Origin of the sequence: Nostoc sp. (assembly GCF_035638895.1) — a bacterium.
In the GTDB taxonomy this organism is placed as follows: Bacteria; Cyanobacteriota; Cyanobacteriia; order Cyanobacteriales; family Nostocaceae; genus Nostoc.
The window spans coordinates 1-20,327 of record NZ_DASQZC010000240.1; the positions used below are offsets into that span (position 1 = coordinate 1).

Consider the following 20,327-nt stretch of genomic DNA (forward strand, 5'->3'; position numbering starts at 1 on the left):
CAATTTCGCTACGGTTACGGTTAGCAATTGGCGAACCTACGGCAATATCTTCTTGATGTGTGTAGCGGTAGAGCAAAGTTTTAAATGCTGCCAGCAGCGTCATAAAAAAGGTTACACCTTCTTGCTGCGAAAGCTTTTCTAGTGCATCAGTTAGCTTTTTTGGTAACTCAAAAAATTGTGTTGCTCCTTCATAGCTTTGTATAGCTGGCCTTGGTTTGTCGGTAGGTAAATGCAGCATAGAAATACCATTTAATTGCTGCTGCCAATAAGTTAATTGCGTTTGCAGTACTTCTCCTTGTAGCCACTCACGTTGCCAGTGGGCAAAGTCGGCGTATTGAAGAGGCAGTTCTAATAAAGGGGAAGGCTGGTTTTGTGCAAAAGCTGTGTACAGGGTTCCCAGTTCCCGAATCAGCACCCCAATAGACCAATCGTCGCAGATAATGTGGTGCATATTCAGTAATAGAATATGTTCTGTGTTGGAAAGTACAAGCAACTTCACTCGCAGCAATGGCCCGCAGGATAAATCAAAGGGATGTTCTATCTCTGCGTTAATAATGCTATTTACTTTAACCTTCCTTTCATCATCTGGCAGTAGCTGGAGGTTTAATACAGAAATAGGTATCGTGAAGCTGGGTGCAATCGCCTGTAGCGGTTGCCCATCCAATACTATAAATGTCGTGCGTAAGCTTTCATGGCGACGCAGAATTTCGTTAAAAGTCTGCTCCAGTACCTTTAAGTTAAGCAAACCTGTTAAGCGAATTACTGTCAGCACATTATAAATAATATTGTCAGGGATCAACTGATCGAGGAACCATAATCGCTGTTGGGCAAAAGATACTGGAAAGACAAAGACCTCTTCGGAAGACATATTGATCCTTATTTTAAAGTTTGTGCTTTCTCAATACAAGCTTTTAACTGCGCTGCGAGAACCTGAATATGAGGTTTTCTCAGCATGGTTAGGTGATTGCCAGGAATATGATGAATTTCCGTTCCTCCCACAGCTAGCCGATCCCAACCCATACTCGCTTCTGCGTCAGCGACGTTTAGCTGAACTTTTGTTCTGAAAAGATTAATTCGCTTAGGGTAAACTTGTGGAACGTAGTTGAGAACTGCTTGGCTATTGGCATAAAAAACACGAAGCATAGGAAAAATTGCGGACTCACTTAAAACCCTTTGCTTAGATTCATTAGATATAAGGTTGGCTGTGGCATCCTCCTTTTGGATGAAACGCGAGAACAGATTTGTTTTGAGCGATCGCGTCAAGTCCTGAAAATTATAAAATCGAGAAGTTAGCCTATTAATCCGGTTCTTACTAGGAGCAGCAATTAGATACAAATAATCGAGGAAAAAGGGCCACATATATGGCACTACTGTAGTAAAAATAAACTTGAAAGCATTACTCAAAGACGGTAGATTACTCTTAATTGGTGCTACAGTGTCAAGCACAGCAAGTAAAGCTACTTCTTCCCCAGAATTTTGGAGTTGTTGAGCCATCTCAAAAGCAACCCATCCTCCGAAAGACCAACCTCCTATAAAATAAGGGCCTTTCGGTTGTACTGAGCGCAATGCTTCAATATAGCGGCTAGCCATATCCTCAATGCGGGTTAGTGGAGTTTCCCCATCAATTCCAATAGGCTGTAGTCCATAAAATGGCTGATTTTCACCCAATTGATGAGCTAATTCATAATAAGGGAAGACAACACCAAAGATTGGATGAACGCAGAAGAAAGGCGGATTTGAACCATTCGGTTGAATCGGAACTAAAGGAAAGCACGCCAGAGAATCTGTTTTGGAATATAGAGCAATTGCTAAACTTTCAATTGTTTGATTTAAAAACAGGTTAGATAAAGGTAAATCCCGCTCAAACTGTTTGTTTATCTGGTCTAATAAACGTATAGCCAGCAGCGAATTACCTCCTAAATCGAAAAAATTGTCATGAATACCTATATGCTCAACATTAAGGACTTCAGCCCAGATTTTTGCCAAGGTTGACTCAGTTTGAGTACGAGGAGCAATAAAGGCTTTATCTATAGAGCGGCTCTGAGTATCAATTGCTTTTAGTGCATAATGATCCACTTTGCCATTAGCCGTTAACGGCAAAGAATCCAGAATTACAAAAGCTTTTGGTATCATGTATTCTGGTAATTTTCCTTTTAGGAATTGACGTAATTCAATAATTGTTGGCTTCTGCGCTGAGTTAGGAACAATATAAGCTACTAAATGCTTATTATCATATAAATTGCCTTGAGCAACTACAATTGCTTTTTCTACATTATTGTGCTGACTTATAACTGTTTCAACCTCTGATAACTCAATGCGGAAGCCGCGAATTTTTACTTGATTATCGATGCGCTCTAAAAATTCGATATTACCGTCTGCTCGATATCGGGCTAAATCACCCGTCTTGTAAAGCCTTGCTCCTTTTTTACCATTAAAAGGATTAGGAATAAACTTTTTGGCAGTTAATTCGGGGCAGTTAAGATAGCCTCGTGCTAATCCATCACCAGCGATGTATAATTCACCTAAAATCCCAACTGGTACAGGTTGTAAATACTTATCTAATATATAAATTTCAATGTTAGCAATTGGGCGGCCAATAGGCGGTTTTTCAGTCACAGATTTAATTTCGGCAACAGTTGACCAAACGGTTGCCTCAGTAGGCCCGTAAGCATTAAACAACCTACGGTTAGGATTCCACCAACGTTTTATTATATCCTCAGAACATGATTCGCCTGCACAAATAATAGTTTGTAATACGGGGAGGGATTGTGTAGGTAAAACTGCCAAAACCGCAGGTGGGAGGGTAACGTGAGTAATAGCTTTTTCGCGTAATAGTTGAAGCAAAGCTTTTTGAGGTAGAAGAGATTCTTTATTTGCTAAATAAAGAGTTGCTCCTGTTCCCAATGCCATTACAATCTCAAAAATTGAGGCATCAAAACTCAATGATGCGAATTGCAGAATGCGGTTACTCGGTTGTAAGTTAAAAACCTCAATCTGCTCTGCTGCTAAATTAGACAGTCCTCGGTGTTCGATTAAAACACCTTTTGGCTGCCCTGTTGAACCAGAGGTGTAGATGACATAAGCTAAGTTTTCAAGTCTTACGCAACTGTTTGGGTTTTCTCGGCTATGCTGTGTAATAGATGCCCAATCTTTATCAAGACTAATAATTTGATTTGAAAATTCTGTAAAATGCTGAAGTAATTTTTCTTGTGTCAGCAATATAGAAACTTGTGCATCTTTCAACATGAAGTTAAGACGCTCTTGGGGATAGCTGGGATCTAAAGGTAAGTATGCGCCGCCAGCTTTGAATATGCCTAATATGGCGATTATCATTTCTGGCGATGCCTCCGGCAACGTCTCCGACGAACGCTCCACACAAATACCAACTAAAGATTCAGCTTTTACACCTATTTTTTTGAGATAATGTGCCAGTTGGTTGCTGCGGATATTTAACTCTTTGTAGCTAAGTTGTTGATTACCAAATACTAGGGCGATCGCATTAGGAGTTTTTTCAACTTGTGCTTCAAACAACTGATGGAAACACTTACTATTTGGGTAACTTTTCTTAGTGTCATTCCAATCAATTAATAACTGTTGTCGTTCTCCTTCAGTAAGCAAAGCTAAATCTAAAATACGCTCTTTTGGATTGGCAACAATACTTTCTAGCAGTATTTGGAAATGTCCCAGCATTCGTGTAATGGTGCTTTGATCAAATAAATCAGTGCTATACACGACTTCTCCTTTGAGAGTTTCCAAGTCTCGCCACAGATGAAACTCTAAATCAAGCTTTGCAATTTTGCTGTCGAAGTCGAATAATGAAAGCTTTAACCCAGGTAACTCTAATGCTTCAATGGGAGTATTTTGCAGACTAAATACGACTTGAAATAAGGGATGGCGGCTCAAATCTCGCTCTGGGTGAAGTTCTTCCACCAGCTTTTCAAAGGGCAAATCCTGATGGGTGTATGCTCCTAAAGTTACCTCTCGCACTCGATTTAATAATTCTCGAAACGTCGGGTTCCCTGATAAATCGCTACGTAACACTAAACTATTGACAAAAAAACCAATTAACCCTTCTAGTTCGCTACGATTACGATTAGCGATCGCTGAACCTACTACAATATCCTCTTGCTGCGTGTAGCGATAGAGCAAAGTCTGAAACGCAGCAAGCATTGTCATGAACAAGGTTACATTTTCTTGGTAGCTAAGTGCCTCTACCGCTTGAGTTAAGGACTGTGGTAGTTCTAAAAATTGTTTTGCACCCCTATAGGTTGGAACTACTGGTCTTACTCGGTCGGTGGGGAGATTCAGCACCGAAATCCCGTCTAATTGCTTTTGCCAATAAGCTAACTGCGTTTGTAAAGGCGAACAGCCGTTTTCTCCCACTGCTTGCAGCCACTCCCGTTGCCATTGAGCGAAATCTGCATACTGAATGGGTAGTTCTGGCAGAAGCGTAGATATCAGACATTGCTTATCTTCTACAAAGGCTTTGTATAATATTCCCAATTCTCTAATTAACACCCCAATTGACCAGCCATCGGCAACAATGTGATGTAGATTTAGCAGCAGCACATATTCTGCTTCATCTACTTGTAGCAGCTTCACTCGCAGCAATGGGCCAGTGGTGAGATTGAAAGGATGTTGAGCCTCTGCGGTTGCGATTCGCCGTACTAATGTCTCACATTCTTGGTCGAAATTGCGTATATCTATTAGGGGAAGAGGTATGGTTAAGCTGGGTGCGTTAGCGCAGCTTTCCGCAGGAATCGCTTGCACTGGTTGCTGCTGTACTATAACAAACGTAGTGCGTAAGGTTTCGTGGCGACGGACAATTTCGTTGAATGTCTGCTTTAAGGCGGTAAAGTTGAGAGAACCTTTCAGGCAAAGTGCTGTTGACACATTGTAAAATGGATTGCCCGATGCTAATTGATCGAGAAACCACAATCGCTGCTGGGCGAAAGAAGTGGGGAAGATAAAAACCTCTGTTTCTTCAGAAAAATTAAGTTCTTCATCAGCCATGAGGCTACTGAAAATATACTGGCTCATAACAATATCTTTGTTAAAAAAAGAGTATGAAGACAGAGGGCTGATGTAGTATAGTTATTTCTTCTACAATGATCTGCATTCGCTAAAAGTAACCCATCTTTGACATCCTATCACTGTAGATGATGCCTGCTACTAAAATATAAATGCTACAACAATAAGTCAATAAAAAATTGGCATGATAGTTTCATAAAAGATTTTTCAAGTAAATATACATTTTGGTAGAAATAAATTTATTCACTTTGGTAGATATAAATATTTGCTATTTTTTGTAAGCTAATGATGCTGGAAAAATTTGTATATAAACTTGTTAGTAAATTTATGAGTTTAGAAGTAACAAGGACGATACTAACATTTTCAGTTAATAATATCTAATTTTTATTATTGCCTTAAAGTGAGATAACTTTTTTTATCCATTTTTAAAGTTTTTAAAGGACAAAATAGTAATGATTTAGTTAATTCAAATTTATTAGCCTGAACGTTGAAATTAACTTATAAAAATTACTATTAAACACATCTTCAAGTTTGTTACTAACACTAAAATTAGCTTTTGGTACTTCACTTATGTATATAGCTATATGGCCTGGGAATGTGTATCCTTTGGGTGCTACTTGGGATGGTAAAGGCACTAACTTTGCTTTGTTTTCCGAAAATGCAACAGGTGTAGAACTTTGTTTATTTGATGCTGATAATCATGAAATTCGCTTGCCTTTAACAGAAAAAAATAGTTTTGTTTGGCACGCTTATCTACCAGGAATAGGGCCTGGACAACGCTATGGGTTTAGAGTACATGGCCCTTGGGCCCCAGAACTTGGTCATCGCTTTAACCCTAATAAACTACTAATTGATCCCTATGCTAAAGCAATTGATGGGGACATTAGCGATAGTCCAGCTAATTTTGGCTACTCTTTAGATGCACCAGAACAAGACCTAGCTTTTTCTGATTTAGATAATGCAGAAATTATGCCGAAGTGTATTGTTGTCGATCAGTCTTTTGATTGGGGAGACGACAAACTACTTTCTATACCGTGGCACGAAACTATTATTTATGAAACTCACGTTAGGGGCTTTACTAAGCTACACCCAGAAATTCCAGAAGAATTACGTGGTACTTATGCAGGCCTAGCACATCCAGCCGCAATTCAATATCTCCAACAACTAGGAATCACGTCTGTGGAATTGATGCCTGTGCATCACTTTTTATCCTCTCCAGGATTTTTGGTGGATAAAGGACTCAAAAACTATTGGGGTTACGATTCCATTAATTTTTTGACACCCTACTCCGGTTACAGCGCTAGTGGCTCACTCGGACAACAAGTTACTGAGTTCAAGCAGATGGTTAAAGATTTACACTCTGCTGGCATTGAAGTAATTTTAGATGTAGTTTATAACCATACTGGCGAAGGCAATCATTTAGGGCCAACATTGTCACTGCGAGGCATCGATAATGCCGTGTACTACCGCTTGGTCAAAGATAATTCCCGTTACAACATGGACTTCACAGGCTGCGGCAACTCTCTAAATGTGCGTCATGCCCAAGTTCTGAAGTTAATCATGGATAGCCTACGCTATTGGGTAACAGAAATGCATGTTGATGGCTTTCGCTTTGACTTAGCTTCGGCATTAGCGCGAGAACTATATGAAGTAGATAATCTCGCAGCTTTTTTTGATATTATTCATCAAGATCCAGTTTTAGCAGATGTGAAGCTGATTGCTGAACCTTGGGATTTGGGAGAAGGCGGTTATCAAGTTGGTAATTTTCCTTTACGTTGGTCTGAATGGAATGGCAGATATCGTGATACTGTCCGGGATTTTTGGCGTGGTGAGGATGATAGCCTCGGACAATTTGCTTATTGTTTTACTGGCAGCCCTGACCTTTACCAAGCAAACGGGCGTAATCCGAGTGCCAGTATTAATTTCGTCACTGCTCATGATGGCTTCACGCTCAATGATTTGGTCAGCTACAACGAAAAGCATAATCAGGCTAACGGTGAAGATAGCCGGGATGGGGAAAGCCATAACCGCTCTTGGAATTGCGGTGTAGAAGGAGAAACCGATAACGCAGACGTCATCCGCTTACGGGAACGTCAGCGACGCAACTTTTTAGCAACTCTAATGCTGTCTCAAGGCGTACCCATGCTACTAGCAGGAGATGAAATTGGTTGCACTCAGAAGGGTAACAACAATGCCTACTGCCAAGATAATGAAATTTCCTGGCGTGATTGGAGTTTACAAAAGTCTAATTCCGAACTCCTAGATTTTAGCCGCGAACTCATTTATTTTCGTTATCAGCATCCAGTATTTCGACGGCGTAAGTGGTTTCAAGGCCGTCCTATTCACGGTTTTGGGATCAGTGATATTGGTTGGTTTAATGAGGATGGCAGCGAAATGACTGAAAAGCAGTGGCTAGTTAGTTATGCCAAAGCTATGGAAATTTTCTTGAATGGCGAGGGTATTGTTACTCCTGGCCCCCGTGGTGAACGGATTATTGATGAAAGCTTTCTGCTATTTTTTAATGCTCACTACGAAACCATTGAGTTTGCTTTACCCAATGTTTTTAAGGACAGGGAATGGGAAATAGTTATTGACACTAACGAGCCTCGTTTCATTAGCCCAGGAAAATTGATTATGGGTGAGCAAACTGTACCAGTTACAGACCGTTCTATCATGGTGTTACGTCGTCTTGCTTAGTAGCAGAAAAATATCAAGTGTTATGGTGGTCTTCAGTTGGGTGCAATAAATATATAGCAGCAGAGCTATTTTGTTCTAGACATAAACCGCCCAGAACTAAAGTTCCTCTCTTATAGCCCAACTCCACTAAAGTGGACTAAAAGCCTTTATTAGTCGTCTTGAGACGACTTTTCCTATTAGCCTTAGAATTTATTCTGAGGCGGGCTAGATGAGAATGAAATAGCACAAATGATTTAGGACTGTTATATAAGAATGGTGGATTTTGTGCAATATAGCGCTCTGCTTTAGCCTCGCCATGCTTGTTCTGGAATCTGAGCCGACTATGAAGCGATCGCTTCTGATATTGGAGGGAGTTTACTTCAATAAAGTTATATTTGAACTATTGAAAGAAAAGTTTCTGGCTATTGCTTCTACAGAAGTATGGGCATCAACAATTTATAAGCCTAATGATTGGTTTTATAGTTTGGTTTTATAGTAAATTTTTATCCGAAAATCCGAAATAATAACATAATAAATGAACATTGATAATATCCGATTAAAAAATATTAAAACACAACAGAATATTATTTTGCAATCGATTTTTAAATTAGTATCTAATTCTACTATAAAATCTGCACAGACTCAACAAATAACACAAACTTTAGTAAAAATAGTAACAGCCATTGAAGAAATATGTTTTAACAAGCAAGCAACACCAGCAAACTTAAGTCGTTCATCGCGGCAAATCTACTCTTGGATGAAGTTTTTAACGGACGAAGTTAACCTACAACTTCACCTGGAAAGTACTTTTCGTATGCAGCAGATTGCTAAAAAAATGTTAATAAAACATCGACAAGAGTCAGTAAAATTAATGATTGAATTCACTAATTTTGCACTTTTATACAAAGTTAAAAGGTCTGGTGATGCTGCTCATATTATTGTTAATGAGGGGTTGATTAATGCGTCAGAAGAAGTAATGACAGCGTTGGTGGAATCTGCCCTTTTTGGGAGAAATAAAGATAATACACGACTAATTAGGTCGTTTGCCAGTTCTGAAGAATATAGTAATGTACTGCTAGAGCTTGATTTAATTGCGGAAGTAATTGCAGAAAACCCACAAGGTAAGTTTTATAACCTAAATGAGTTATTTGACAAACTAAACCGTGAATATTTTGCTGCAACTCTTGCCAAACCGCGTCTTGCATGGAGCCAAATTAACACTTACCGGAAATTTGGGCATTATGAGCCAGCTAGAGATAAGGTGGTGATCAGCTTGACCCTTGACAATGGTAGTGTACCTGAATTTGTGAGTGAGTTTGTCTTGTATCACGAATTGCTGCACAAGTATCACGGCACAAATTGGGTTCAGGGTAGAAGAATGGTTCACACAAAAGAGTTTCGTGCCAGTGAAAGCCAGTTCAAACTGTACAAAGAAGCATCAACATGGCTGGAAAAGTTGGCAACTGGTCAAACCAGTAAACGGCAGCATTTTTAAATGATTATTTGCTCGTCATCGCTTTGGTTGCTAGAGGTGAAGTGTCATAATGTGCTAACAAGTCAGCAGGATCATTGTAAATTGCGATCGCATTTTTGAACTGACTATCATCAAAACCACCGCAACGAAGCGCAATCACCTCAACACCAGCTTTATTTGCAGACTCAATGTCGTAGGGAGTATCGCCCAGCATTACTACCTCAGATGGCTGCATCTTCAACTCACTCAAAGCCACTTCCACAATATCTGGAGCGGGTTTGGAAGCTTTGGCATCGCTAGATGTTGCCGCCTCATCCTGACTGAGTAAATCATCAACTTGTCCAGCTTTGAGCAACACTGACAGTTCTTGACTCGTTGCTGAAGTAGCGATGATTAAACGCAACCCTTCATCCTGCATCTTTAATATTAGTTGCCGCGTTCCATTAGCAGGACTCAGATTTGCCCCAAACTTGTTGATGATTAGTTCTTTGCGTTTGTTGGCGATTTCCTTACCTTTTCCTTCTTTATCGGAAAGTCCTAGCGCAAACTTAGGAATAATCTGGTCGCCTCCCATGCCAATCAGTGGTCGAACCTGCTCGAACTCTACCTCATAGCCAAATGCTGCAAATGCTTCTACCCAGGCTTGAGCATGGGCATCATTACTGATAAGAAGCGTCCCATCTACATCTAAAATTACGCCCTGATATGCCATTGAGAAATTTCCAAGTTACTTTAAGCCTCTACACTACTGAAAAGTTGTTGCCATAACCTCTACCTTGGTTGTTACTTCCAATGGCAGAGTCAAAGAAGAGGAAAAGGGGCAGAGGGCAGGGGGAGCAAAGAGAAAGTATTAGTAATTTTTACTACCTGAATAGCCCTAAATACACTTATTTGTTTCTCTCCCCCGGCCTACCCTGCCTCCCCTGCTTACGTTGAAGCATTGCTCCCCCTACATTTATGTATGGGGTTCTCTCCCTTACTCCCTGCCCCCTGCTCCCCTGCCTGTTCGTTCTTCCATACCAAAGAGGCGGCGAACAGCTGACTGCATCAAATTAGGAGACAAGTGATAAACAGCTTTCCAAAAATTTGCTGTGCCTACTATAACATCAGAACGCTGATCCTTTACTGCTTCCCAAATTGATTTTGCTACATCTTCAGGCTTTTCCAGTACAGGAGCTTGAATTGCTTTACCTACCAACTCAGAACGCGCTTGAGCCGCTTCTTTGTCCTTACCGCGAAAGATTGCCCGTTCCATCAGTTGAGTACTGATAAAACTGGGATAAATTCCGCTAACGTGAATGCCTTTAGGTAATAACTCTGCGTGTAACGATTTTGTCAACCCAGTTATGGCGTACTTAGTGGTTGTGTAAGGAATGTGATAAGGAATCGGTTCTATACCACCAATAGAACTGACATTAACAATGGTTCCTTTGCGACGTTCTAAGAAATGGGGCAGGATGGCATTAATGGTATGGATGTAGCCCCACAAGTTGGTATCAATTATCTGATGCCAATCATCTAAGCTAAAATCCTCAACTGGCCCTAAGCAAAAGATACCTGCATTATTAATTAATACATCTATGTGACCAAAATGATCTATTCCCTTCTGGATCAGGTTGTTTACTTGTAAAGGATCTTTCACATCGCAAGAAATAGCGATCGCTTCTTGTCCAAGTTCCCGTATCTGTGCAGCAGTAGCTTCTAAACGGTCAAGTTGACGAGCTGCCAACACAACATTATAGTTGTGACGGGCAAATAATAATGCTGTAGCTTTGCCAATTCCTTGCGATGCGCCTGTAATAATTACTGTATTTGTCATAATATTAGTTGCTTTTTTTTGTGCGTCTTAGAGGTTATTTTAAAAATAGTACTTGAGGTATCCATAAGTTTAAATCCTCCTTCTTAAGGAGGACTTTGAGAAACTTATATTCATCCGATTAATCAACAACGCCAATTATTGCTGCGTTTTAATTTCCTTGAGTAACGCCTCATCAGAGTATTCTTCTTCCCATTTGCCTTTTAACTTCAGTCGTACAGACTGTGCGCCGCCACTAGGAGTACAGACAACCCAGTAAGTATCTGGTTCTCCTTCGACCTCAGCTGCATCTTGAGCTTTTGAGATATCTGAAAGACCTGAAAATGCTTGAATACAACTCCATGTAATTCCATCTGAATCTTTAATTTCTCTTTCCATGTCTATTCTTTAGATAAGTAGGTGGGCGTGGAAAAAACAATATATGTAAAGCAATTTTAATTGTTTTAATGTTACAGATGAAACGCTTTATCTGGTGCTGATTGAGTAAACCACTCCATAGCTCTTTCGGCGATCGCAGTAGGAACTGTATGTAACCCGTTGAATTCACAGTATTCTAGGTCATAGCCTGCTTGTTTTAACTGCTGCACAATCCGGCGACTGCACCGTTCAATCGGTAACACCGTATCTAACTTTCCATGAGAGATGAACAGACGCGGTTTACCGGATTGGCTACCAGGAGCCATGAATCCGGGTGAAAAAGCAATAATGTGGTTAAATAGGTCGCCATTGGTAATGCCAACCGAAAGGGCGTAGGAAGCACCATCAGAGAAACCAGCGATCGCTACCTGGTTCGGAGCGATCGCATAATGACTGAAAGTTTGTGCTAATGCCCGGTCGATAAAGGCAATATCAGGGCCATAGCCACCCCGAATAATGTCCCAAGTTTGTTGCCGTGAGTCTACTGCCAACAGAATTGTCCCAAAGCGAATTGCTAGATGATAAAGGATTTTTAGCGCACCCTCCGCATCGCCTCCGGCTCCATGCAATATCAACACCAGTGGAGCAGGCTGATCTGCTTGATAGGTTTCAGGTACATAGACAAAACCATCTCGCTGCCCATCCAGTCCTAGTGGATGTAACCCTGTCAAAGCGGTTGTTGTGGGTTGAGTTGGACGGGACAACAACCGTCCTTCAGTAGCTCTAGAATCAACTTGCTTTGAGCTTTCCATAACTAATAAGTTCTGCTTTTGGCAATTGGATAGTTGAGAGGCAGCGAGTGGTAAAATCATCCCTGGTAGCTCGAATCGCAGTAGTTGGGGGATTGTTGTTTTGTGTCACAGCGATCGCCTCAATCAGCAACTAACTGACACTACACCGGAGTTGCTTAATCAATCTCTATTAATAGATACATCAGCCATGCGCGGGAGATTTTAGCGGGTTAAGAAAAGATTGACAGCAGAAATTATTTTTTCTGCCACCAAACTTATTAGATACAAAAGGATGTTAAATATTTTCCGCTACATTAACGCCCTTGACTTTAGCTGTTATGATAATGCTGTAATAAGCAGCTGCGATCGCTGCTAATGCATTGAGCAAAACATTGTAACCAAACAGTGGCATTAAGCCAAAAAATGTCTTACCCAAGGGTAACAATCCTATGACAGCCAGCAAAGCATAAGAAATTGCAAAAGCACGGTTGAACAAGCGTGCGGTGCTAGCATTACTGTAAGAAGTGATTCCAAACAATCCTACAGCGCAGCGTACAAGGTTATGCAAAAAGTTGGTAGGAATTAGACCAAAGATATAACCAAAGCCCGCAGAATAAGCGCTAGTAGATTCATTAAGTGGAATAAAAGAGTCGTTCGTTCCTGGCAATGAAACTAAAGCTGGTATAAAGCCAGCTAAACCTAAAAGTAAATAAGCGATTCCGATAGCCAAAGCAATATAACGCTCTGTGATTTTTGCCGCGTTGATATTTTCCATTGCAGTCAATCCTTTTGTAATTCCATTAGTTAATAGTGAGATATCTAAGGTTGTAACCCAAAAAAAATCTTTTATAATCTATCAGAAGTTTCAGCGTTAAATTAAGCTTTGTACACCTAGAGTGAGAAATTAAGATATTAGCCCTGCTGGAATTTGGGAGTGCATAATCGTAGTACTTTTGCTTTGTATCAGTAATTACACATAAACTTAACTTGGATGATTATTTATATATGCCTTCAAATACTCCATAGCTAGAGGGAAATATTTGGTAATAAAAGTAGCTTTGATAAAAGTAGATAACAAAGTTCCTAGCCTCTAATTACACTCTAGATTAGAGGCCTTCTCATAATTTAAGAGGTACTTAAAATAAAAATGAAGAAATTACGAACTTTGCTATTGCTGTCTTGATAAAAATACTAGTAACAAGATAGAATAAAGTTAAGCTAAGATAAAGTTTTACTAAAAGCAGTCAAAAAAATAATCTAGACTTAATTTGCTATTGACTTGATAATGTATAGCAATTCTAAATCATTAGGGAAAGAGAAAATCACTGAAAAGCTCAAAAACCTACTTTAATTTTCCTATTTTCTCAATTTGAATTGTTATAGGTAAAAATAACGGCTAACATATCAACACAGCGATAATGATTGATTTTGAACCTTGGGACAGATTGTTGCGTCAGTATGTTGATCAACAGGGTCGTGTAGACTATATTGCTTGGAAAAAGGAGCAACCCCAAGCAATTGTAGATTGGTTATCGAGCCAAAAAAATCTGGCTTTTAAATCTAATAGCAACAATCTCGAACAATTGGCATTGTGGATTAACCTTTACAACGCGTTCACCATTTCGACAATTTTGGAGAGATACCCGATAGAATCGATTCGTCCGCAAATTTTAGGGATTCCCAACTGGCTAGCTTTTTTGTGGTTCTTCCAACGTCGCGCTTATTATATGTTTGGGGAAAGTTATAGTTTAGCTCAAATTGAGAACTCTATTCTACGGGACAAATTGCAGGAGCCACGAATTCATTTTGCGATCGTTTGTGCTTCGGTTGGTTGTCCCTTACTACGTTCGGGAGCCTACTTTCCTGAGCAAGTCAGTCAGCAATTAGATGAAGATGCCCGTCGTTTCATAAATAATCCTGAAAAAGTCCGTTATGACATGGAGAGCAAAACACTTTACTGTAGTAAAATCTTCAAGTGGTATCGTCAGGATCTTTTAAAGCTTGCACCCTCCATTCCCGAATACATTCGCAGCTACTTGAAAACAGACTATCCCCTTAATGCCTCAACGCGGATATCATATCTTCACTATGACTGGAGTTTAAATCAGCGAATATCTTGATAAAACTGTTTGAGATAATTTGCATTAACACCAATCCCCCACAAAAACCCAATGTAAAGGTAAATTCCAGTTGCTTTGAAGCTACCCCATTTGGCTACGCGACGATCTGAGGAATGAACAATACGATTTACCAGATAAATACGTCCTTTTTTAACTAACTTCAGACATAAATCTCCATCCTCCATAATCGGCAATGCCTCATCAAATCCGCCACAATCCCAAAAATCAATCCGACGACAGAACATCACCTGATCTCCAAACAACAGACGCAATCCTCGAAAAAATAGATGAGGCTTAAATAACAGTGGTGCGTAATAGGTTTTTAGATAATTATGTAGAGAGATACCCCAACGAGTTGTTTGAGATCCTGACATCAGAGAAATGAACCCCCCACAAGCAATGCTAGGCTCTGCAAGAGTCTTATTGATGACGGCGATTAGATCATCTGGAACCCAAGTATCTGCATGAAGAAAGCAAAGAATATCTCCAGTTGCTGCTGATGCTCCATAGTTCATCTGAAGAGAACGCCCTGGCTGTTGAGATGAAATAATTTGTACATTCAAACTTTGATTAAATGACTCAAAAATGTGCTTTGCAACTGTTACTGTCTGATCTTGGCTGCCACCATCTACCACTATCACTTCGGAAGGAGGAGGATTAAGTAAAGTCAGTTGGCGTAATGTCCGCCCTAAGTTAGTTGCTTCATTTAAAGTAGGGATGATAATAGAAACTTGAGACATACCGATTTAGTCGTTTTATCGTTATCTTCATTTTACTTGTTAATGTTGATCGGCTTCAGTCCAAAGATAAATCGGGTAATATTTAGACGTTTTATAAACATTTCATACAAAGCATTTGTCACTAAAACGGTTGCTGTACTAATAATTAAAAATTTTGCAGCTATGCCTAAATCCCATTGCACTACATAAAAAGATACCGCCACTAAAACTGTTTGATGCAGCAAAAAAACTGGATAAGCGGCAAGGCTTGTATATTGCAGGATACTATTAGTAAATGATAGATATTGCTGACTTAGCCCAAGTATGGCAGTTACCCAACACCAAGAATTGAAGCCTCGTAACATTTGGTAAAGAATATATTCCCCAGAATAGCCACGTACAGGAAGTACCTCAGTTACCTGTATTCCAAAGATAATGGACATGGTAACTATTGCCATAAACAACATGAGCTTTTGATATTGGGCAATTGCTTGTCTAAATTCGGTATCAGAACACAGAATAAAGCCATAAACAAAATAACAAAGGTACAGCAATAAATTTGCCCAGTCATCATAAAGATTTTGGAAACCAAACCATTTGGGGCGGAATGTACCTTCAATCATAGCCAATGGTAGAGCAGGTAAGAAAATGGCTCCTGGCTGTTTCCTAAAAGTTACAATAGTAGAATACCAACGCTGCCCCATATCTTGCTTGAAGAATAATAACAGAGGGAGACTAACAATAGATATTACAAATAGGTAGATCACAAACCATAGATGCGCCCATTCAAAATTACCTTGAGGACGAATCCCGTTAAAAAACTGTGGGTAAAACTGTAAATAGGAACCGATATCTGTGTGATCAGTAAGAAGTTTGTAATAGACTTGAGGAGGAACTAATACTACCGTGCCAAATATAAAAGGGATTAATAGTCGCTGAAAGCGCTCATTCACATATTCCATTGGTGTTCGCAACTGAAGAGAAAACCAAGAGGCAGCGCCGGAAATTAAAAAAAGCAATGGCATGTGCCACTGATGAACAAAAAAAATAAACCATCCAAGGGCAGGGCTTATTAAGTCATTTTTAATATAAAAATCGCCTAATTCGCCTTGGTAAAAAACTGCGGCAGCGTGAAAATAAATTAGCAATAGCACTGCCAATACTCTTAACCAATCGAGTTCGTAGCGTCTTTCCTGGTGATTATTCTCTATATCTAAATCACATTTTAAATTCATTTATTTGCCTTGGTTATAAAATACCAGGACACAACTTGGCATTGAAGCTACTATGACGCAATACCCAGAGATAGGTAGGTATCTCTCCTAAAGATTCTTCTGTCGCACAGCCGCAAAAAGCTGGTCTAGATCAAGATATCATGTTAAATATAAAAAATAGAAATTGCGGGAAAAACGGTAAAATTCAACTCTAATACTCCACAGCATGGTAGGGAGCTTTCAGCAGTTTTCCCCAGATTGCATTGTAAGGATGTACAACCTGTGTAGGTTGGTCGTCTTTTAAAATGAGCCTTCCTTCATTTGCCCACTGAAAAATCCCACCGCTCAAGTTATAAATGCACTTCATCCCAGTTTCATTAAGCTGCTGGGCTAATTTGGCGCTACGGTAGCCAACGGCGCAGTACACGACAATTGGCCTGTCTTTTGAAATTGTCGAAAGTGCTGCTAAGTCAGGTGTAAGAGCGTCTATCTGCGCTGCTGTTTCAATATGGCTTACTGCATACTCTATCTGACTTCGTGCATCTAACACTAATGGCCGCGGCTTTGCAGAATCTAATAGCAATTGGGCTAATTCTTTGGTTGTAATTTGTTTAACATTAGGAAACTGCAATCTAATTAGAAGTTTTATAAAGTTAAATGTAAGTAATTGCACTTGTAAAAATACTTTTTTATTTTTATAGATAGTTTTAAGTTTGATTGTATAACAAGTATGATTTAGAATAAGTTTCAGGTTCTAAATATTCACCTAGAGGTTTTACAATAGTTGAACCATTGAGAAAAATTACATTTTCCTAGAAATCACTCTTTGTATACACAGTTTGCTCTAATTTACAATTAACCATAGGGCTGAATTCTAAATCCACGATTTTATCCTAAATAAAGTTTAAAAAAAGTGGATGAAGAATAATTTGCTGGCTTTAAGGTGTTTAATAAAGTTATTACCGAAAGTCTAGTAGAAGCAAAAACATGAAAGGTTTCAAGAAGTTATCTTCAATAGCGCTATTGCTATGTGCCTTTGTGTATCCGCCCTCATTAGCTGAAGCAAAAGATATTTCTTTAAGTAATGCTCGCAATGAACAAAGCGCTGCACCAGAGGCTAACTTAGTTGGAGATAAAAGTGGAGAGCTTTTAATTGCTCAACGGCGGTCAGGACGTTACCGAGTGATCCGGCGCCGGCAGATCATCCGACGCCGACAGCGCTTTGGACGATACCAAAATATTCGACGACGCCAGCCTTTTGGACGATACCAAAATATTCGACGCCGGCAGCCCTTTGGACAATACCAAAATATTCGACCACGGCAACAGTTTAGGCAACGGCAGATTATCCAGCGACGCCAGCCTTACGGACGATACCAGATTATCCGCCGTAGTTATTAATCAGGACTTATGTAACTAACTAATGGTTAGTGGTTGGTGATTCAACCACTAACCACTAACTATGGTTACGTTCTAATGAGCTGCTACTACTTCTCCTTCAAGGCGAACTAGTCGGTCTGCCAAAAGTTTCTCAAGGTCTTCTAGTGCCTTGGTGAAACCTTTGATCCCCTCATCTAGTTTGTCGGTTGCCATGCGGTCTGCGGCGTGCATCTTGTCATAAGTAGCTTTGTCAACGGATATCTTTTCGATTTCCAAGTTTGCTGCCTTGGCGGGGTCGAGTTTGCGTGGCAGTTCTCCAATCGTTGCTTGCAATTCAGCCAAAAGCGATGGCGAAATAGTTAGCAAATCACTACCTGCAAGTTCAGTAATTTCACCCAGGTTACGGAAGCTAGCTCCCATAACTTCGGTTTTATAGCCGAATTTCTTGTAGTAGTTGTAGATTTTGGTGACTGACAAAACTCCTGGATCTTCGGCTGCTGGGTAGCTATCGCGTCCGGTATCTTTTTTGTACCAGTCAAGAATCCGGCCAACGAAGGGAGAAATTAGGGTAATGCCGGCTTCTGCACAGGCGATCGCTTGGTGAAGACCAAACAACAAGGTAAGGTTACAGTGAATACCTTCTTTTTCGAGAATTTCCGCAGCGCGAATACCTTCCCAAGTGCTGGCAATTTTAATTAAAACGCGATCGCGGCCAATTCCAGCTGCTTTATACTGAGCAATTAAGTCCCGTGCCTTAGTTAGGGTAGCTTCGGTATCGTAGGACAACCGAGCATCCACTTCCGTAGACACCCGACCGGGAATGATTTGCAAAATCTTTAATCCAAAGGCAACTGCCAAACGGTCAAAAGCTAGAGAAACAATCTGTGCTTGGTTGGCTCCGGCTCCAGCATCTTTCTTCGCTTGGAGTAAAGTTTGATCGACAATTCCCTGATATTCTGGCATTTGTGCCGCAGCAGTAATCAGCGAAGGATTGGTGGTAGCGTCTCGGGGTGTGAACTTTTCAATTGCCTGGATATCCCCTGTATCTGCGACCACAACAGTCACTTGTCGCAATTGTTCCAGTAAATTCTTAGGCATAAAATACTCCGTGATGTTTGTTTAGGATTTACTTATTCCCCAGTTCTTTACACTCTTTACTCTTCCTTCAATTCTGATTCTGGCAATTTTTCTTAATCATTGCCCAAGTTTGCTTACTATCTTCAGCCACAGCCCTATTCTAAGTGCCTTATGCAGAAATTGGCTGTCCAATGGAATGCACTTTGATTAAGCTAGTTGTTCCTGATTTACCAATTGGAACACCAGAGGTAATTACTACTTTATCGCCCTTATTGGCTAAACCCATGTCTACAACTGTGTTCACCACATTAGTAAACATCTCTTCGGCATTGTGGACTGGTGGAATTAGCAAAGCTTCCACACCCCACGAAAGCGCTAGTTGGCGATAAGCAGTGATATCAGAGGTAAGGGCAATAATGGGAGAGGTAGGGCGATATTTAGACACCATTCTCGCCGTATTTCCTGATGAAGTGTTACAGAGAATTGCTCGTGAGCCTGTTTCATAAGCGATGCGACAAACGGATTCTGCCACAGATTCAGTAACGCTGAGACTGCCTGCTTCATGACACCAACCGTGTTTGCTACCCTCATCTAAAGCCTGTTCTGTCCGCACAGCGATATTGTGCATCATCTCGACAGCGGCGATGGGATATTGCCCGACAGCTGTTTCACCAGAAAGCATTACTGCATCCGTCCCATCTAAGATGGAGTTGGCTACATCGGTGGCTTCGGCGCGGGTGGGGTCAGGGGCGCTAATCATCGACTCTAGCATTTGGGTGGCTGTAATCACCGGCTTGCCAGCCCGATTGCAACGACGAATAATATCTTTTTGAATTAGGGGGACTTCGTGAATTGGTACTTCTACCCCTAAATCGCCACGAGCAATCATAATCGCGTCGGCAACCTTCAGAATGGAGTCAAAACTCTCTACTGCTTCTGCTCTTTCGATTTTGGCAATTAAGCGGATGGAAGCACCAGCAGCTTCAATCATTCGCTTGGCGGGTTCTAAGTCTTGTGGCGATCGCACGAAGGATACTGCAACCCAGTCTACACCCAACTGAATCCCAAAGCGTAGATCCAGCAAGTCTTTTTCGGTAATAGAACTAACAGGTAAAGGAGTTTGTGGTAGGTTTACTCCTTTGTGCGTGGAAATTAACCCGCCAATTTTCACTTGGGCGCGAATGTGATCGGCATCGCGAGCAGTAACAATCAACTTGACGCGGCCATCATTAATCAAAATCGGTTCGCCTGGTCGCACCATTGCGAACAAAGTAGGTAATGGTAGAGGTAGTTCGTCGATACTCTCACCCTTTTCTTGCAAAACAAAGGTGACTTCAGTACCAGCTTCCAGATTTAACCCTTCTGGTGGTAAAGTTCCCAAACGAATCTTGGGGCCACACAAGTCTTGCATAATTGCGATCGGCTTTTGTTGCTCATTACTAATTTGTCTGAGATAGTGAGCAGTTTGGGCGTGGAATTCATAAGCCCCGTGGGAAAAATTCAGCCGTGCCACGTTCATTCCAGCTTTTACTAAAGCTTGCAGCTTTTCGGGTGCAGATGTAGCTGGGCCAACAGTACAAATGATTTTGGTTCGACGCATAGGGATTAGGGGTTGAGGAGTAACGTGTGAGTTTGGATGGTTTATACCAATTCGTAATTCGTAATTCGTAAT

At 40.6% G+C, this 20,327-nt stretch carries 18 protein-coding genes; 5 read left to right on the forward strand and 13 right to left on the reverse strand.

All coding sequences use genetic code 11. From position 1 onward, the window contains the following. Positions 1 to 868: condensation domain-containing protein (locus VE944_RS11335; protein WP_324976720.1), on the reverse strand; the 868-nt coding region annotated here is incomplete at its 3' end. An 8-nt stretch (positions 869 to 876) separates the two neighbouring features. Continuing rightward, complete coding sequence (locus tag VE944_RS11340; RefSeq protein ID WP_324976723.1) at positions 877 to 5,040, reverse strand: non-ribosomal peptide synthetase; 4,164 nt, start codon at positions 5,038 to 5,040, stop codon at positions 877 to 879. A 561-nt stretch (positions 5,041 to 5,601) separates the two neighbouring features. Between VE944_RS11340 and glgX the strand changes: the two genes are divergently transcribed. From glgX to VE944_RS11355, 3 genes are all read left to right on the forward strand, one after another. Next, positions 5,602 to 7,728 carry a glycogen debranching protein GlgX gene (glgX, locus tag VE944_RS11345; RefSeq protein ID WP_324976726.1) on the forward strand — a complete coding sequence of 709 codons (2,127 nt, stop codon included), beginning with the start codon at positions 5,602 to 5,604 and terminating at the stop codon, positions 7,726 to 7,728. Positions 7,729 to 8,023: 295 nt separating this feature from the next. Continuing rightward, on the forward strand, positions 8,024 to 8,203 hold the full coding sequence (locus VE944_RS11350) for a hypothetical protein (protein ID WP_324976729.1): 180 nt from the start codon (positions 8,024 to 8,026) through the stop codon (positions 8,201 to 8,203). A 39-nt stretch (positions 8,204 to 8,242) separates the two neighbouring features. Continuing rightward, on the forward strand, positions 8,243 to 9,202 hold the full coding sequence (locus VE944_RS11355) for a M48 family peptidase (RefSeq protein WP_324976732.1): 960 nt from the start codon (positions 8,243 to 8,245) through the stop codon (positions 9,200 to 9,202). A 4-nt stretch (positions 9,203 to 9,206) separates the two neighbouring features. Here VE944_RS11355 and VE944_RS11360 read toward each other — a convergent pair whose 3' ends face one another. The 6 genes from VE944_RS11360 to VE944_RS11385 form a co-directional block, all read right to left on the reverse strand. After that, entirely contained in the window at positions 9,207 to 9,893 is a 687-nt protein-coding gene (locus VE944_RS11360; protein ID WP_324976735.1) for an HAD family hydrolase, read from the reverse strand. Positions 9,894 to 10,157: 264 nt separating this feature from the next. Continuing rightward, positions 10,158 to 11,000, reverse strand: coding sequence for an SDR family NAD(P)-dependent oxidoreductase (locus VE944_RS11365; protein WP_324976738.1), 843 nt, complete (start codon positions 10,998 to 11,000; stop codon positions 10,158 to 10,160). Positions 11,001 to 11,135: 135 nt separating this feature from the next. Beyond that, positions 11,136 to 11,375, reverse strand: coding sequence for a hypothetical protein (locus VE944_RS11370; RefSeq protein ID WP_324976741.1), 240 nt, complete (start codon positions 11,373 to 11,375; stop codon positions 11,136 to 11,138). A 71-nt stretch (positions 11,376 to 11,446) separates the two neighbouring features. After that, positions 11,447 to 12,166 (reverse strand): alpha/beta hydrolase, encoded by a 720-nt coding sequence (locus VE944_RS11375; protein WP_324976743.1) that lies wholly within the window; start codon positions 12,164 to 12,166, stop codon positions 11,447 to 11,449. After that, positions 12,144 to 12,275 carry a hypothetical protein gene (locus tag VE944_RS11380; protein ID WP_324976746.1) on the reverse strand — a complete coding sequence of 44 codons (132 nt, stop codon included), beginning with the start codon at positions 12,273 to 12,275 and terminating at the stop codon, positions 12,144 to 12,146. The genes VE944_RS11375 and VE944_RS11380 overlap by 23 nt, the downstream gene beginning before the upstream one ends. Positions 12,276 to 12,440: 165 nt before the next feature. Continuing rightward, the gene (locus VE944_RS11385; RefSeq protein ID WP_324976749.1) at positions 12,441 to 12,920 is read right to left on the reverse strand and encodes a DUF4383 domain-containing protein; all 480 of its coding nucleotides are present in this window, start codon (positions 12,918 to 12,920) and stop codon (positions 12,441 to 12,443) included. A 643-nt stretch (positions 12,921 to 13,563) separates the two neighbouring features. Between VE944_RS11385 and VE944_RS11390 the strand changes: the two genes are divergently transcribed. Further along, entirely contained in the window at positions 13,564 to 14,265 is a 702-nt protein-coding gene (locus VE944_RS11390; protein WP_324976752.1) for a DUF547 domain-containing protein, read from the forward strand. Here VE944_RS11390 and VE944_RS11395 read toward each other — a convergent pair. The 3 genes from VE944_RS11395 to VE944_RS11405 all read right to left on the reverse strand — a co-directional run bounded on the left by VE944_RS11395 (position 14,250) and on the right by VE944_RS11405 (position 16,871). Continuing rightward, positions 14,250 to 15,005 carry a TIGR04283 family arsenosugar biosynthesis glycosyltransferase gene (locus VE944_RS11395; protein ID WP_324976755.1) on the reverse strand — a complete coding sequence of 252 codons (756 nt, stop codon included), beginning with the start codon at positions 15,003 to 15,005 and terminating at the stop codon, positions 14,250 to 14,252. The two genes, VE944_RS11390 and VE944_RS11395, sit on opposite strands and share 16 nt — an antisense overlap. 32 nt (positions 15,006 to 15,037) lie before the next feature. After that, on the reverse strand, positions 15,038 to 16,219 hold the full coding sequence (locus VE944_RS11400) for an acyltransferase family protein (RefSeq protein WP_324976757.1): 1,182 nt from the start codon (positions 16,217 to 16,219) through the stop codon (positions 15,038 to 15,040). Positions 16,220 to 16,409: 190 nt separating this feature from the next. Beyond that, complete coding sequence (locus VE944_RS11405) at positions 16,410 to 16,871, reverse strand: rhodanese-like domain-containing protein (RefSeq protein ID WP_324976761.1); 462 nt, start codon at positions 16,869 to 16,871, stop codon at positions 16,410 to 16,412. Between the two features lie 314 nt (positions 16,872 to 17,185). On the opposite strand from VE944_RS11405, the gene VE944_RS11410 reads away from it, so the two are divergent. Next, entirely contained in the window at positions 17,186 to 17,599 is a 414-nt protein-coding gene (locus VE944_RS11410) for a hypothetical protein (protein ID WP_324976764.1), read from the forward strand. Between the two features lie 72 nt (positions 17,600 to 17,671). On the opposite strand, the gene VE944_RS11415 is transcribed toward VE944_RS11410, so the two are convergent. Beyond that, a complete protein-coding gene (locus tag VE944_RS11415; protein ID WP_324976767.1) occupies positions 17,672 to 18,676 on the reverse strand; it encodes a transaldolase in 1,005 nt (334 codons plus the stop codon). Positions 18,677 to 18,824: 148 nt separating this feature from the next. Further along, positions 18,825 to 20,255: a pyruvate kinase gene (gene pyk / locus VE944_RS11420; protein ID WP_324976769.1), complete on the reverse strand. Its 1,431-nt coding sequence runs from the start codon at positions 20,253 to 20,255 to the stop codon at positions 18,825 to 18,827. Positions 20,256 to 20,327 lie beyond the last annotated feature (72 nt).